9 protein-coding genes and 1 pseudogene are annotated in these 14,211 nt (G+C 74.3%); 7 read left to right on the top strand and 3 right to left on the bottom strand.

All coding sequences use genetic code 11. The features are described 5' to 3' along the window. Window positions 1-12 precede the first annotated feature (12 nt). The 4 genes and pseudogenes from IQ279_RS16130 to sucD all read left to right on the top strand — a co-directional run bounded on the left by IQ279_RS16130 (window position 13) and on the right by sucD (window position 7,287). Window positions 13-2,130 carry an NHLP family bacteriocin export ABC transporter peptidase/permease/ATPase subunit gene (locus tag IQ279_RS16130; protein WP_241028193.1) on the top strand — a complete coding sequence of 706 codons (2,118 nt, stop codon included), beginning with the start codon at window positions 13-15 and terminating at the stop codon, window positions 2,128-2,130. Window position 2,131: 1 nt separating this feature from the next. Next, window positions 2,132-4,898, top strand: a pseudogene (locus IQ279_RS16125) (NHLP bacteriocin export ABC transporter permease/ATPase subunit). Between the two features lie 307 nt (window positions 4,899-5,205). Next, window positions 5,206-6,378, top strand: a complete 1,173-nt coding sequence (gene sucC / locus IQ279_RS16120) for an ADP-forming succinate--CoA ligase subunit beta (protein ID WP_206349224.1) — start codon at window positions 5,206-5,208, stop codon at window positions 6,376-6,378. A 24-nt stretch (window positions 6,379-6,402) separates the two neighbouring features. Further along, window positions 6,403-7,287 (top strand): succinate--CoA ligase subunit alpha, encoded by an 885-nt coding sequence (gene sucD, locus IQ279_RS16115; RefSeq protein WP_101255157.1) that lies wholly within the window; start codon window positions 6,403-6,405, stop codon window positions 7,285-7,287. Between the two features lie 147 nt (window positions 7,288-7,434). Here sucD and IQ279_RS16110 read toward each other — a convergent pair whose 3' ends face one another. After that, window positions 7,435-8,331, bottom strand: a complete 897-nt coding sequence (locus IQ279_RS16110) for a SigE family RNA polymerase sigma factor (protein WP_206349223.1) — start codon at window positions 8,329-8,331, stop codon at window positions 7,435-7,437. A 262-nt stretch (window positions 8,332-8,593) separates the two neighbouring features. On the opposite strand from IQ279_RS16110, the gene IQ279_RS16105 reads away from it, so the two are divergent. Further along, complete coding sequence (locus IQ279_RS16105; RefSeq protein WP_206349222.1) at window positions 8,594-9,895, top strand: cell division protein PerM; 1,302 nt, start codon at window positions 8,594-8,596, stop codon at window positions 9,893-9,895. Window positions 9,896-9,963: 68 nt separating this feature from the next. Here the strand turns inward: IQ279_RS16105 and IQ279_RS16100 are convergent, their stop codons facing one another. Beyond that, a complete protein-coding gene (locus IQ279_RS16100) occupies window positions 9,964-10,989 on the bottom strand; it encodes a hypothetical protein (RefSeq protein ID WP_206349221.1) in 1,026 nt (341 codons plus the stop codon). A 231-nt stretch (window positions 10,990-11,220) separates the two neighbouring features. On the opposite strand from IQ279_RS16100, the gene purN reads away from it, so the two are divergent. Together purN and purH are read left to right on the top strand one after the other, a co-directional pair. Then, window positions 11,221-11,874 carry a phosphoribosylglycinamide formyltransferase gene (gene purN / locus IQ279_RS16095; protein WP_206349220.1) on the top strand — a complete coding sequence of 218 codons (654 nt, stop codon included), beginning with the start codon at window positions 11,221-11,223 and terminating at the stop codon, window positions 11,872-11,874. Further along, entirely contained in the window at window positions 11,867-13,456 is a 1,590-nt protein-coding gene (gene purH / locus IQ279_RS16090) for a bifunctional phosphoribosylaminoimidazolecarboxamide formyltransferase/IMP cyclohydrolase (RefSeq protein WP_206349219.1), read from the top strand. The genes purN and purH overlap by 8 nt, the downstream gene beginning before the upstream one ends. 86 nt (window positions 13,457-13,542) lie before the next feature. Here the strand turns inward: purH and IQ279_RS16085 are convergent, their stop codons facing one another. After that, window positions 13,543-14,133, bottom strand: a complete 591-nt coding sequence (locus IQ279_RS16085; protein ID WP_206349218.1) for a hypothetical protein — start codon at window positions 14,131-14,133, stop codon at window positions 13,543-13,545. Window positions 14,134-14,211 lie beyond the last annotated feature (78 nt).

The following is a 14,211-nucleotide window of genomic DNA, read 5'->3' as shown; positions in this document are numbered from 1 at the left end:
ACCGTGCTCCAGATGGAGGCGGTCGAGTGCGGCGCCGCCGCGCTGGCCATGGTGCTCGGCCACCACGGCCGCTTCGTCCCCCTGGAGGAGCTGCGCATCGCCTGCGGCGTCTCCCGCGACGGCTCCCGGGCCGGCAACATCCTCAAGGCCGCCCGCGGCTACGGGCTGCGGGCCAAGGGCATGCAGATGGACCTCGCGGCACTCGCCGAACTGCGCGGACCGGCCATCCTGTTCTGGGAGTTCAACCACTACGTCGTCTACGACGGCATGGGCCGCCGCCTGGGCCGCCGCGGCGTGTACGTCAACGACCCCGGCAAGGGGCGGCGGTTCGTCCCCCTGGAGGAGTTCGACACCAGCTTCACCGGCGTCGTCCTCACCTTCGAGCCCGAGGCGGGCTTCCGCGGCGGCGGCCGCAGGCCCGGAGTCCTGGGCGCCATGCCCGCCCGGCTGCGCGGCACCCGCGGCACCCTGCTGGCGGCCGTGCTCGCCAGCCTGCTGCTGGTGGCCGTCGGCGCGACGGTGACCGCGCTGAGCCGCACCTACATCGACATGTTCCTCATCGGGGGGCAGTCCTCGCTGCTGGGCGTGCTCTTCGCGTCGATGGCGGCCGCCCTGGTGCTCACCGCCGTCCTCACCGGGGTCCAGCAGGCCAATCTGCTGCGCGGGCACATCATCTCCTCCACCCTGGCCAGTGCCCGCTTCTTCCGGCACCTGCTGCGCCTGCCGGTCTCCTTCTTCACCCAGCGGAACCCGGCCGACCTCGTCCAGCGGCTGCAGTCCAACGACACGGTCGCCGAGACCCTCGCCCGCGACCTGGCCGCCGCGGGCGTGGACGCCGTGGTGGTCGTGCTCTACGCGGCGCTGCTGTGGGCCTACGATCCGCAGCTGACCGTCGTCGGGGTCGGCGTGGCACTGCTCAACGTGGTGGCCATGCGCGTCGTGCTCCATCTGCGCTCCACCGGCACCCAGAAGCTGCGCGCCGACCTCGCCCGGCTGACCAACACCTCCTACAGCGGCCTCCAGCTCATCGAGACCATGAAGGCCACCGGCGGTGAGCAGGGCTTCTTCCGCCGCTGGGCCGGTCAGCACGCGGTCACCCTCGACGTGCAGCAGCGGCTGGGCGTGCCCAGCGCGTGGCTGGCGGTCGCCGCACCCGTGCTGGCCACGCTCAACAGCGCGCTGATCCTGATGATCGGCGGTCTGCGGGCGGTCGAGGGGCATCTGACGGTCGGTCTGCTCGTCGCCTTCCAGACCCTGATGACCAGCTTCACCGCGCCGATCACCCGCCTCAACGGGGTGGCGGGCCGGATCCAGGACTTCGCGGCCGACGTCGCCCGCCTGCGGGACGTGGAGAACTTCCCGGTCGACCCGCTCTACACGCGGCGCGAGCCGGTCCCCAGCACCCGGCGCCTGACGGGCCATGTGGAGCTGGAGGACATCACCTTCGGCTACAGCCCCCTGGATCCGCCGCTGCTGAAGGGCTTCTCGCTCACCGTCGGCCCCGGCCGCCAGGTCGCGCTCGTCGGCGGCTCCGGCAGCGGCAAGTCCACCGTCTCCCGGCTGATCTCCGGCCTGCACACCCCCTGGGAGGGGGCCGTCCGCATCGACGGGATGCGGCTGGAGGACATCCCGCGCGGCGCGCTGGCGGCGTCGGTGTCCTTCGTCGACCAGGATGTCTTCCTCTTCGAGGGCACCGTCCGCGACAACGTCGCGCTGTGGGACCCCTCCATTCCGGACGAGGCCGTCGTCGCGGCACTGAGGGACGCCGCCGTGTACGACGTGGTCGCCCGCCGCCCCGGCGGTATCCACAGCCGGGTAGAGCAGGGCGGCCGCAACCTCTCCGGCGGTCAGCGCCAGCGGCTGGAGATCGCCCGGGCACTGGTGCGCCGCCCCAGCGTCCTGGTCCTGGACGAGGTGACCAGCGCGCTGGACGCGGTGACCGAGCAGACCATCATCGACAACCTGCGGCGGCGCGGCTGCGCCTGCGTGGTGATCGCCCACCGCCTGAGCACGGTGCGCGACAGCGACGAGATCATGGTGCTCGACCGGGGCGCGGTCGTGGAGCGCGGACGCCACGAGGACCTGGTCGCGGCTCGCGGGCCGTACGCCGAACTGGTCAGGGAGCGCTGAGTTGACGATCCCCCACGTCCCGTACGCCCCCCACGCCCCCCACGTCCGGCACACCGATCCCGTCGTCGCGGCCCTGGGCGGGCTGGGTACGGCGGTCGACTGCGCCGGGGCGCGCAGCCTGTCCCTGGAGGGCCCGCATGTGCTGTGGCTCGTGGTGGACGGGGCCCTGGACCTGTTCGCCGTCGGCTCGGCGAGCTCGGGTCACTGGCACTTCCTGGGCCGGCTGGAGGCCGGCACGCTGTTGCTGGGCCCGGTCGAGGGCCCCGAGCACACCCTGGCCGGCCGCCCCCTGGAGGGCTGCCGGCTGCACCGTGTCGAGCTGCGGGAGATGCCCCACCCCGCCCGGGCCCGCCCCCGCCGACGGGCACGGGAGCCCGGCCGACGACGACGTGCTGTGGATGCACGTCGTCCCCGGCAGCGTGCTGTACGGCGCCGCCTACCGGGCTGAGGCCGCGGGCACGCTGCTGGTCGACACGGCGATGTGGCAGGGCATGGTCGACCAGCAGTACCGGCTGCTGTACGCCCTGGACCGCTGGATCGAGGAGCTGGAACGCACCCACGAGGACCGCACCGCGGCCGGCATCGAGGCCGGCGAGGCCGCCCGCACCCAGGCGGACCGGGTGTTGCTGGCCTCCATCGGCCGCCCCGCCCGCGCCCCCCGGCGCGGCGCGGGCGACGACGCGGTCCTCGCCGTCTGCCGACTGGTGGCCGGGCGGGCCGGCATCACCCTGACCGAGCCGGGCGGCGCGGGCGGCGGGGGCACGGTCCCCGAGCGCACGGACCCGGTCGAGCGCATCGCGATCGCCTCCGGCGTGCGCACCCGCACCGTCAGGCTCACCGGACGCTGGTGGCGCGAGGACAGCGGCCCCCCGGTCGGCCGCCGCACCCGGGGCCCGGCCGGGCCGGAGGCCGGGGAGGGCGCGCCCGTGGCGCTGCTGTGGCGGCGCGGCGGCTACGAGGCGGTGGACCCGGCCACCGGCGAACGCGAACGCGTCGGCGCCTTTGGCGCGGCCCGCTTCGAGCCGCGCGCCGTGATGTTCTACCGCCCGCTGCCCGACCGTCCGCTGGGCCTGCCCGGACTGCTGCGCTTCGGCCTGCGCGGCACCCGCGCCGAGCTGCGCGGCCTGGCCCTGAGCGGCCTGGTCGCCGTCGGCCTGGGCGCGCTGGTGCCCATCGCCACCGGCAAGGTGCTCGGCGAGTACGTGCCCGGCGGCGAGACCGGGCTCATCGTGCAGACGGCCCTGGCGCTCATCGCCGCCGGCGCCGTCTCGGCCGCCTTCATGCTGATGCAGAACACCGCCGTCCTGCGCCTGGAGGGCCGTATCGAGGCGACGCTCCAGCCCGCCGTGTGGGACCGGCTGCTGCGGCTACCGACGACGTTCTTCGCGGGCCGCTCCACCGGCGAGCTGGCCGGCGCGGCCATGGGCGTCGGCGCCATCCGCCGGGTGCTCTCCGGCATCAGCACGGTGGCCCTCCAGGCGACCACCGTGGGCGCGGTCAACCTCGTCCTGCTGCTGGTCCACAGCGTGCCGCTGGCGCTGGCGGCGATCGCCCTGCTGCTGGCCGTCGCCGCGGTCTTCCTGGTGCTGGGGCTGTGGCAGCTGCGCTACCAGCGGCAGCTGGTCGGGCTCGGGCTCAAGCTGGACAACCGCGCCTTCCAGACCCTGCGCGGACTGCCCAAGCTGCGCGTCGCCGCGGCCGAGAGCTTCGCCTACGCCGCCTGGGCGCGGGAGTTCGCCCGCACCCGAGGGCTCCAGCGGCGCATCGGCCGGGTCAGGAACGCCGTCTCCGTCCTCAACGCGGTCTACCTGCCGCTGTGCACACTGGCGATGTTCATGCTGCTGGCCGGACCGGCCCGCGGCAGCATGTCCGCCGCCGAGTTCCTCACCTTCAACACCGCCGTGACGCTGATGCTGTCCTCGGCCACCCAGCTGACCGGCGCGCTGATCTCGGCCGCCGCGGTGCTGCCGATGTTCGAGCAGGTCAGGCCGATCCTGAACGAGCTGCCCGAGGTGGACGGCGGCAGTGTGCCGCCGGGCGAGCTGAGCGGCGCCGTCGAGGCCCGGCGGCTGACCTACCGCTACGGCGACGACGGCCCGCCGGCCCTGGACGGCGTGGACCTGAGGATCGGACCGGGCGAGTTCGTCGCGATCGTCGGGGCCAGCGGCTGCGGCAAGTCGACGCTGCTGCGGCTGCTCATCGGCTTCGACCGGCCGGTCTCCGGCAGCGTGCTCTACGACGGCCAGGACCTGGCGGCCCTGGACCGGACGGCCGTGCGCCGCCAGTGCGGCGTCGTCCTGCAGAACGCCCAGCCGCTGACCGGCTCGATCCTGGAGTGCATCCGCGGCGCCGAGCCGTTCTCCCCCGAGGAGGCGTGGGAGGCGGCCGCGATGGCCGGTCTGGCCGAGGACATCAAGGCCATGCCCATGGGCATGCACACCATGCTGTCGGACGGTGGCGGCACCGTCTCCGGCGGCCAGCGCCAGCGGCTGATGATCGCCCAGGCGCTGATCCGCAGACCGCGCATCCTCTTCCTGGACGAGGCCACCAGCGCGCTGGACAACGAGGCCCAGAGCGTGGTCATGGCCTCCACCCGCGCCCTGCGCTGCACCCGCGTCGTCATCGCCCACCGGCTGTCGACCGTCATGGACGCCGACCGGGTGATCGTCATGTCGGACGGCCGGGTGGTGCGGCAGGGGGCTCCCGCGGACCTGCTCGCCGACACCGGCGGCCTCTTCCACGAGCTGGTCCGCCGCCAGCTCGGCTGACCGGCCACCGTGCCGGTCCCCGGGTCGGCCCCTGCCGGGGGATCCGTCCGGAAACCCGTCCGGAAACCCGTCCGGACGGCCCCGGCGGCCGGCCGGATCCCGTACCGCCGCGGCGCCTCATACCCAGGTCGGGAGGGCGGTGTCTGTGACGGTTGTCACCGCACGGGTGTGAGCTGCGATTTATGCCGGGCACACCGACAGGACTAACCTGCAAGGCGGACATGCCGCGCGCTCCGCAGACGCCGCGGCCACGCGGCACGCCCACGCTGACAACGAACCGCGACACCACAACTAGGGACGGACGCGCGTGGACCTGTTCGAGTACCAGGCGAGGGATCTCTTCGCCAAGCATGACGTACCGGTGCTGGCCGGTGAAGTCATCGACACGCCCGAGGCGGCGCGCGAGGTGACCGAGCGACTCGGCGGTCGCGCGGTCGTCAAGGCGCAGGTCAAGACCGGCGGCCGGGGCAAGGCCGGCGGTGTGAAGCTGGCCTCCGACCCGGACGACGCCGTCGAGAAGGCCGGCCAGATCCTGGGCATGGACATCAAGGGCCACACCGTTCACAAGGTGATGCTGGCCCAGACCGCGGACATCGCGGAGGAGTACTACGTCTCCTTCCTGCTGGACCGCGCCAACCGCACCTTCCTCGCGATGGCGTCCGTCGAGGGCGGCATGGACATCGAGGAGGTCGCGGCCACCAAGCCCGAGGCCCTGGCCAAGATCCCGGTGGACGCCGTCGAGGGCGTCACCGAGGCCAAGGCCCGCGAGATCGTCGAGGCCGCGAAGTTCCCGGCCGACGTCGCCGACGGAATCGTCGACGCCGTGCGGAAGCTGTGGACCGTCTTCGTCAAGGAGGACGCCCTCCTCGTCGAGGTGAACCCGCTGGTCAAGACCGGCGACGGCCGGATCATCGCGCTGGACGGCAAGGTGTCCCTGGACGCAGGCGCCGAGTTCCGCCAGCCGGACCACGCCGCCCTGGAGGACAAGGCCGCGGCCAACCCGCTGGAGGCCGCAGCCAAGGCCAAGGGCCTGAACTACGTCAAGCTCGACGGCCAGGTCGGCATCATCGGCAACGGCGCGGGCCTGGTCATGAGCACCCTGGACGTCGTGGCCTACGCCGGTGAGAACCACGGCGGCGTCAAGCCCGCCAACTTCCTCGACATCGGCGGCGGCGCCTCCGCCGAGGTCATGGCCAACGGCCTGGAGATCATCCTCGGCGACCCGGACGTCAAGTCCGTCTTCGTCAACGTCTTCGGCGGCATCACCGCCTGCGACGCCGTCGCAAACGGCATCGTGCAGGCCCTGGAGCTGCTGAAGTCCAAGGGCGAGGACGTCTCCAAGCCGCTGGTGGTGCGCCTCGACGGCAACAACGCGGAGCTGGGCCGCAAGATCCTGAACGACGCCGACCACCCGCTGGTGCAGCAGGTGGACACCATGGACGGCGCGGCCGAGCGTGCCGCCGAGCTGGCCGCGAAGTAACGAAGGACGAGGACACCGACAACAATGGCTATCTTCCTCACCAAGGAAAGCAAGGTCATCGTCCAGGGGATGACCGGCTCCGAGGGCCAGAAGCACACCCGGCGCATGCTGGCCTCCGGCACCAACATCGTCGGCGGCGTCAACCCGCGCAAGGCGGGCACGACCGTCGACTTCGACGGGACCGAGGTGCCCGTCTTCGGCACGGTCAAGGAGGCCATGGAGGCCACCGGCGCCGACGTCACCGTCGTCTTCGTCCCGGAGAAGTTCACCAAGAGCGCGGTCATCGAGGCCATCGACGCCGAGATCCCGCTCGCCGTGGTGATCACCGAGGGCATCGCCGTCCACGACACCGCCGAGTTCTGGGCCTACGCGGGCTCCAAGGGCGACAAGACCCGCATCGTCGGCCCGAACTGCCCCGGTCTGATCACCCCCGGCCAGTCCAACGCGGGCATCATCCCGGCCGACATCACCAAGCCGGGCCGCATCGGTCTGGTCTCGAAGTCCGGCACGCTGACGTACCAGATGATGTACGAGCTGCGCGACCTCGGCTTCTCGACCTGCGTCGGCATCGGCGGCGACCCGATCATCGGCACCACCCACATCGACGCCCTCAAGGCGTTCGAGGCCGACCCCGACACCGACCTGATCGTGATGATCGGCGAGATCGGCGGCGACGCCGAGGAGCGGGCCGCGGACTTCATCAAGGCCAACGTCACCAAGCCGGTCGTCGGCTACGTCGCGGGCTTCACCGCCCCCGAGGGCAAGACCATGGGCCACGCCGGCGCCATCGTCTCCGGCTCCTCCGGCACCGCCCAGGCGAAGAAGGAGGCCCTGGAGGCCGCGGGTGTGAAGGTCGGCAAGACGCCGTCCGAGACCGCCCGCCTGGCGCGCGAGCTGCTCGCCGGCTGACACGGCCGGCACGGCCGTGCCCAGCACGGCGCGGGCCCGCACCCCCTCAGGGGGTGCGGGCCCGCGCCGTTCCCGGGGCCTTCCCAGGGCCTTCGCGAGGCCTTCGCGGGGCCTCGGGCGGTCCCGCGAAGGCCCTGAAGTCCGCACTCAGCCGGCCGCCCGGTCCCGCTGCCCGCCCGGGGACGGCTCGGAGGCGGACGGGGCCTTTGCCTCCCGCGGCGCCTGCCGGGCGGAGTCGTGCGCCTGCGGCCCGGCCAGGGACGCCAGCACCGCGGCCGCGGCCACCAGCGCGGTCGCCCCGAACGAGGCGCCCGTCCGCAGCCGCACCGTCCGCTCGCTGCCGGTGCGCGCCGTACGGGCGGACGGGAGTCCGGGCAGGGAGCCGGCGTCCGCCAGATCCTCCAGCATCGAGCGGATGATCTCCCTGCGCCGGTCCGGTGCGACACGGCGCAGGCCGGGCACGTACTCGGCCAGCGCCTCGCGCGCGTGCATCAGCCGTGCGGCCGTGGCGGCGGTGCTCGCCTCGCTCTCGGCGGCCGTCTCCGACAGGCCGAGCCCCAGGCCGTCGTGCAGCAGCAGCGTGCGGCGGTAGGAGGGCGGCAGGTCCAGCAGCGCCTCCGGTGGCAGACTTCCGCTCCCCGGCTCGTTCCCCGCCCCGTCCCTCCGGGCCGCGCGGCGGCGGGGGTCCAGCCGGTGCCAGGGCGAGAGGGCGTGGTCGTAGGCGGCCGTCCGCACCCAGCCGGCCGGATCCCGGTCCACGGCGACCTCGGGCCACCGCTCCCACGCCTGCCGGAAGGCATGGCCTACGGCCCGTACGGCCGGTTCCCTGTCGCCGGTGAGCAGATACGTCTGGCGCAGCAGCGGCCGGGCCAGGCGCGCGTACAGCAGATCGAACGCCTCGGCCGGTCCGTCCGCCGCCTTCGGGTGGGGGAGGTCCGCGGTCTCCGCGAGCCCGGACGACGGCCCGGCGGCGGGCTCCTCGTGCTCGGCGGCCTCCGGGGCCGCCTCCTCGGCGGGCGCGGGGAGGGAGAGTGTCTCGGTCATGCTGGCCGCCCCCTACGGGTCGTCATGATTGCGGCGGTATGGACGCCATACCGCCGCACTGTATGAAAAAACTTCATAGCGTACTGTGTGCGACACATCGACTTTTTCCCTGTTGCCCGGGCGAATCGGGCGTTGTTGGCAGCATGTCGGCGTGTATCCCATGACCCGCCGCGACGCGTCGCCCTCCCCACCGCCCCCGCATGCCCTCGCGCTCGTCCCTCATGCGCCGGTCCCTCCCCGCGACCGTCTTCTGGACGGTGTGATGGCCGCGGGCCTGGGTCTGGGCGGAATCGCGGTCCTCGTCATGCTGCTGTGGATCACCTCACCCCACCCCGACGACGGCCCCGGCGGTGCGCTGCGCGTCGCCGCCGACCTCTGGCTGGTGGCACACGGTGCCCCCCTCGTGCGTACCGAAACCCTCAGCGGTTCCCCCGCGCCGGTCGGGCTGGTGCCCCTGATGCTGTGCGCCGTGCCGGTGTGGCTGCTCCACCGCACGGCCCGGGGCGCGGTCCGGGTGCCTGCCTCCGCACGAGTCCCCGGAGCTGTCCCCGGCGGTGTTCCCGGCTGTGCCCCCGGCCGGGGAGCCGGTGCGGGTTCCGGTGCGGGGGACACGGGCGCGACATGGCGTGCCACGTGCTGGATCGTCACCGGATACCTGCTGGTCGCGGCGGCCGTCACCGTCTACGCGGCGTCCGGCCCCATCCGGGTCGATCCGCTGGGTGCCGCGCTGCGCCTGCCCGCGGTGGTGGCCGCGGCCGCGGCGGCGGGGACGTGGACGGGCCTGGGGCGCCCGCTGCCCGAGGCCCCGCCGCGGCTCCCGCACCGTATGCGCTGTATGCGCCGTATGCGGCGGACGGAGCGGCCGGTGCTCACCCGTGCCGCCGCGTCGGCCGCCCTGCGCGGCGCCGCCGCGTCGGCCGCGGCACTGTGCGCCGGGGGCGCACTGCTGGCGGCGGGCGCCCTGCTCTGGCATGTGGCCACAGACCGGCGGGCCGCTTTTCCCGCACCGGAACAGTGGGCCCCGACATGGCCGGGCCTGGTCGCGGTCCTGCTGTTGGCCCTGGCCCTGACACCCAACGCGGCCGTCTGGGGCGCGGCGTACGGCCTCGGCCCCGGGTTCACGCTCGGGGGAGGCAGCGCGGTGCGCCCCGCGGCCGTGACCGGCCTGCCGCCGCTGCCGGACTTCCCGCTGCTGGCGGCCGTACCGGCCGAAGGACCGGGCGCCCCCGTGACCTGGGCCGCGGCGCTCGTGGTCCCGCTGGCGGGCGGAGGGTTCGCGGCGTGGTGCGTGGCGCGCGCGGCCGTGCCCGCCGCGGGAGGCCCCGCGGCACTGGACGGACGGGCGACCGCCTGTGCGGTCGCGCTGGCCGCCTGCGGCTGCGGCGCGGCGATGGCGGTGCTGGCCGCCTGTGCGGGCGGCCCGCTGGGCACGGGGGCGCTGGCCCGTCTCGGCCCGGACTGGCGGCTCACCGGGGCCGCGGCGCTGGGCTGGACGGCCGGCCTGGGGACGCCTGCGGCCCTGGCCATACGGGCCTGGCGGCTGCGCCCGGCCCGCGGGCGCTGACGCCCGGCGGCCGCGAGGCCCCCGGAGGCCCCCCGCGGACGCCGCGGCGTCCGTGACCGCGCCCGGCCTCACTCCTCGCGTTCGGGATCACCGAACAGCGGGCGCAGTTGCTCGGGCAGATGCCGCTCGCACGCCTGGCGCGAGGAGTTGGTGAGCGCGTCCTCGACACAGACGAAGTAGTCGCGGTAGACGAGCTGGACGGTGAACTGCGCGGCGATGACCATCAGCGCGAGGATCCCGGTGACCAGCCCGGTCACCGCCGCCGCCAGCTGCGGCCGGCCCGAGCGGCCGGCCTCCGGGCCGGCGGGGGCGGGCGCCCGGTCCGCGCCGGGCTCCGGCGCGGCGGAGCGGTCGGTGCCGGCCACGTCCTCGGGCCGGGCGGCCGCCCGGCCGGTCTCCGCGCCGGAACCGGTGCCCCCGGCGCCGCCGTCCGTACCGCCGTCCGTGCCCGGCTTGCCGCGGACGGCGCCGACGCCCCAGTACACGGCCAGCGCGCCCAGCGGAACCGCCAGCCAGGGGAAGCCGAAGAAGGCGAAGATCAGTCCCCAGCCGCCGATGACCAGGGCGTAACGGGCCCGGCGCTGGACGGGGTCGGTCGGATCCCAGCGCATACCGCCGGGAGCACCGCCCTGCCCGCCGCTCCGCTCCGGCCGGCCGCCACTGCCGAAGCCGCCGCTCTGGCGGCCCGGCTGGCGGCTGCTCCACCTGCTGCCCCAGTCGGGAGAGGAGCCCTCCGGCCGGTCGCCGCTCCGGCCGTCCCCGTCACCGTCCCCGTCACCGTCGCCGCCCCTGTCGCCGTCGCCTCGCGGGGAGTCCGGCGAGCCGGAGGAGCCGGACGCGTCGGACCCCCGGGACCCGCGCGGGCGCCAGGGCTGCTCGGGGCGGCCCTCGGGCGGTGCGGCGAAGGGGTTGTCGTCCTCCCGGTCGCGGACGAGCCGGCCGCCGGGGAGCGAGCCGGGGAGAGGCAGGCCGGGGAGAGGCGGACCGGACGGGGACGGGCCGGCGGGGCACCGCGGCCGGAGCGGGCCCGGGGCGGTACCGGTCGGGATCCCGGTCGAGGTCTCAGGGGCCGCGCGGCGTCGTCGGTCCGTCATGTGCTCTGTGTCTTCCCCTAGATGTCGTCCCGGCCCCGGGCCGTTCGCCGATGTGTGGCCCTGACGCTACCGGGCGGCCGTCCCCCCGTGCCGAGGGGGCCTTCCGGTGTGCCGGTATCGTTGCTGACGGTCGGCCGCTTCGTAGGGTTCCCCGGATTCGTCCGCCCCACGGATTCGTACGACCGTACAAAGCCGCACCGTCCCACCGAGAGATCCGAGAAGAGCCTCGTCGTGGCTTCCGCTTCCCGTTCCTTCGCCTCCCACTCCCCGGCCCGCGTCGTGGTCCTCGTATCGGGTTCGGGCACGAACCTCCAGGCACTCCTCGACGCCATCGCCGAGGAGCGGCCGGACGCCTTCGGCGCCGAGATCGTCGCCGTCGGGGCCGATCGCGACGGCATCGCCGGACTGGAGCGCGCCGAGCGCGCCGGGCTGCCCACCTTCGTCTGCCGCGTGCGCGACCACGCCGGCCGGGACGCCTGGGACCGAGCCCTGGCCGAGGCGGTGGCGGTCCACGAGCCCGATCTGGTGGTCTCCGCCGGCTTCATGAGGATCGTGGGCAAGGAGTTCCTCGCCCGGTTCGGCGGACGCTTGATCAACACCCACCCCGCCCTGCTCCCCAGCTTTCCCGGCGCCCACGGCGTGCGCGACGCGCTCGCGTACGGCGTGAAGGTCACCGGGTGCACCGTCCACTTCGTCGACGACGGCGTCGACACCGGCCCGATCATCGCCCAGGGCGTGGTCGAGGTGCGGGAGGAGGACGACGAATCCACGCTCCACGAGCGGATCAAGGAAGTCGAGCGGCGGCTGCTCGTCGACACGGTGCGACGCATCGCCCGCCACGGCTACCGCATCGAGGCAAGAAAGGTCATTCTCGGTCATGACTGAAGGCTCCGAGACCACCACCGAGGCCCCCGAGGCCACCAGGCGGCCCGTCCGCCGCGCGCTGGTCAGCGTCTACGACAAGACGGGCCTGGAGGAGCTGGCCCGCGGCCTGGACGCGGCGGGCGTCAAGCTCGTCTCGACCGGCTCGACGGCCGCGCGGATCGCCGCCGCGGGCGTGGAGGTCACCCGGGTCGAGGAGCTGACCGGCTTCCCCGAGTGCCTGGACGGCCGGGTGAAGACCCTCCACCCGCGCGTGCACGCCGGCATCCTGGCCGACCTGCGCCTGGAGGACCACCGCCGGCAGCTCGACGAGTTGGACGTGGAGCCCTTCGACCTCGTCGTCGTCAACCTCTACCCCTTCCGGGAGACCGTCGCCTCCGGCGCCTCCCCGGACGAGTGCGTGGAGCAGATCGACATCGGCGGTCCGTCGATGGTCCGCGCCGCGGCCAAGAACCACCCGTCCGTCGCGGTCGTCGTCAACCCCGGCCGCTACGGCGAGGTGCTGGAGGCCGTCACGGGCGGCGGCTTCGACCTCGCCACCCGCAGGCGGCTGGCCGCCGAGGCGTTCGCGCACACCGCGGCCTACGACGTGGCCGTCGCCTCCTGGTTCGCGACCGACCACGCCCCGGCCGACGACTCCGGCTTCCCCGAGTTCCTGGGCACCGCCTACCAGCGCTCGAACGTGCTGCGCTACGGCGAGAACCCGCACCAGGCCGCCGCCCTCTACAGCGACGGCACCGGCGGCCTGGCCGGTGCCGAGCAGCTGCACGGCAAGGAGATGTCCTACAACAACTATACGGACACCGAGGCCGCGCGCCGGGCCGCACACGACCACGCCGAGCCGTGCGTGGCGATCATCAAGCACGCCAACCCCTGCGGCATCGCCGTCGGCGCGGACGTCGCCGAGGCCCACCGCAAGGCCCACGCCTGCGACCCGCTGTCCGCCTTCGGCGGTGTGATCGCCGTCAACCGCCCGGTCTCCGTGGCCATGGCCGAGCAGGTCGCCGAGATCTTCACCGAGGTCATCGTGGCCCCGGACTACGAGGACGGCGCCGTCGAGGTGCTGGCCCGCAAGAAGAACATCCGCGTGCTGCGCTGCCTCCAGGCCCCGGCCGCACGCCTGGAGCACAAACCGGTCGACGGCGGCGCGCTGCTCCAGGTCGCCGACCGCCTCCAGGCCGACGGCGACGACCCCGCCGCCTGGACGCTCGCCACCGGCGAGGCGCTGGGCGAGGCGGAGCTGGCGGAGCTGGCCTTCGCCTGGCGCGCCTGCCGGGCGGTGAAGTCCAACGCGATCCTGCTGGCCAAGGGCGGTGCCACCGTCGGCGTCGGCATGGGCCAGGTCAACCGGGTGGACTCCGCCAAGCTCGCCGTCCAGCGCGCCGGCGAGGAGCGCGCCCGCGGCTCCTACGCGGCCTCCGACGCCTTCTTCCCCTTCCCCGACGGCTTCCAGGTCCTGGCGGACGCGGGCGTGCGGGCGGTCGTCCAGCCGGGCGGCTCGGTCCGCGACGAGCAGGTGGTCGAGGCGGCGAAGGCGGCGGGTGTGACGATGTACCTCACGGGCACCCGGCACTTCTTCCACTGAGGTGGACGCAGGTCAGGCCGCGCCCCGGCGGGGGCGCGGCCTGCGGTGTGCCCGGGCCGCCGTAGCGGCCCCGGGCCCGCGGGGCTTCAGGCCCGCGGGCGGTTGAACCAGGCCGCCGACTCGGCGGAGGACAGCAGCACGATGCAGACGATGCCGAGCACCAGCCACAGCAGCCCGAGCGGCAGCGTGGCCAGGCCGATCAGTACCAGGACGGCCGACCAGGCGACGCCCGCGATCCGCAGCCCGTTGCCCCCCTGCGGGAACTTCGCGGCCAGCACGATGCCGGCGATCGCGTGGAGCAGGAAGAGGACGAACAGCGTGTAGTAGATCCCGGTGCCCACGCCCAGGTCGCCGTAAGCCTCCTCCAGGTCGTCCTCGGCCGCGGCGAAGGTGACGATCGCCAGCAGTGAGAAGAGGGCCTGGAGCCCGCCGGTGATGAAGAAGATCATCCGGGACGAGTTGACCTTGCCCGGCATCGCCCCGGGCGGCCCGCCGGGAGGTCCGCCCGGGGAGCCCATCGGGCCGGGCGGCGGAGCCAGCGGCTGGTCCCCGGGGCCGCCGTAGGGGCCCTGATACCCGCCCGGCTGTCCTGCGGGCGGCGGCTGCCCTCCGGGAGGCCGGTCGTACGGGTTCTTCCGGTAGGGGTCGTTCGGGGTGTTCGGGTCGGAGCTGCTCATGGCGTTCTCCTCCGGTTCCTCCGGTTCGTCCGGGCGGTCTGTGCGGTGACCGGACGCCGGGGGGCCGTACCCCGGTCC

Source organism: Streptomyces verrucosisporus, assembly GCF_017114865.1.
Taxonomy (GTDB): domain Bacteria; phylum Actinomycetota; class Actinomycetes; order Streptomycetales; family Streptomycetaceae; genus Streptomyces; species Streptomyces fenghuangensis.
Note: the sequence above shows the minus strand (reverse complement) of the source record. Positions and strands in the feature narration are given on the sequence as shown.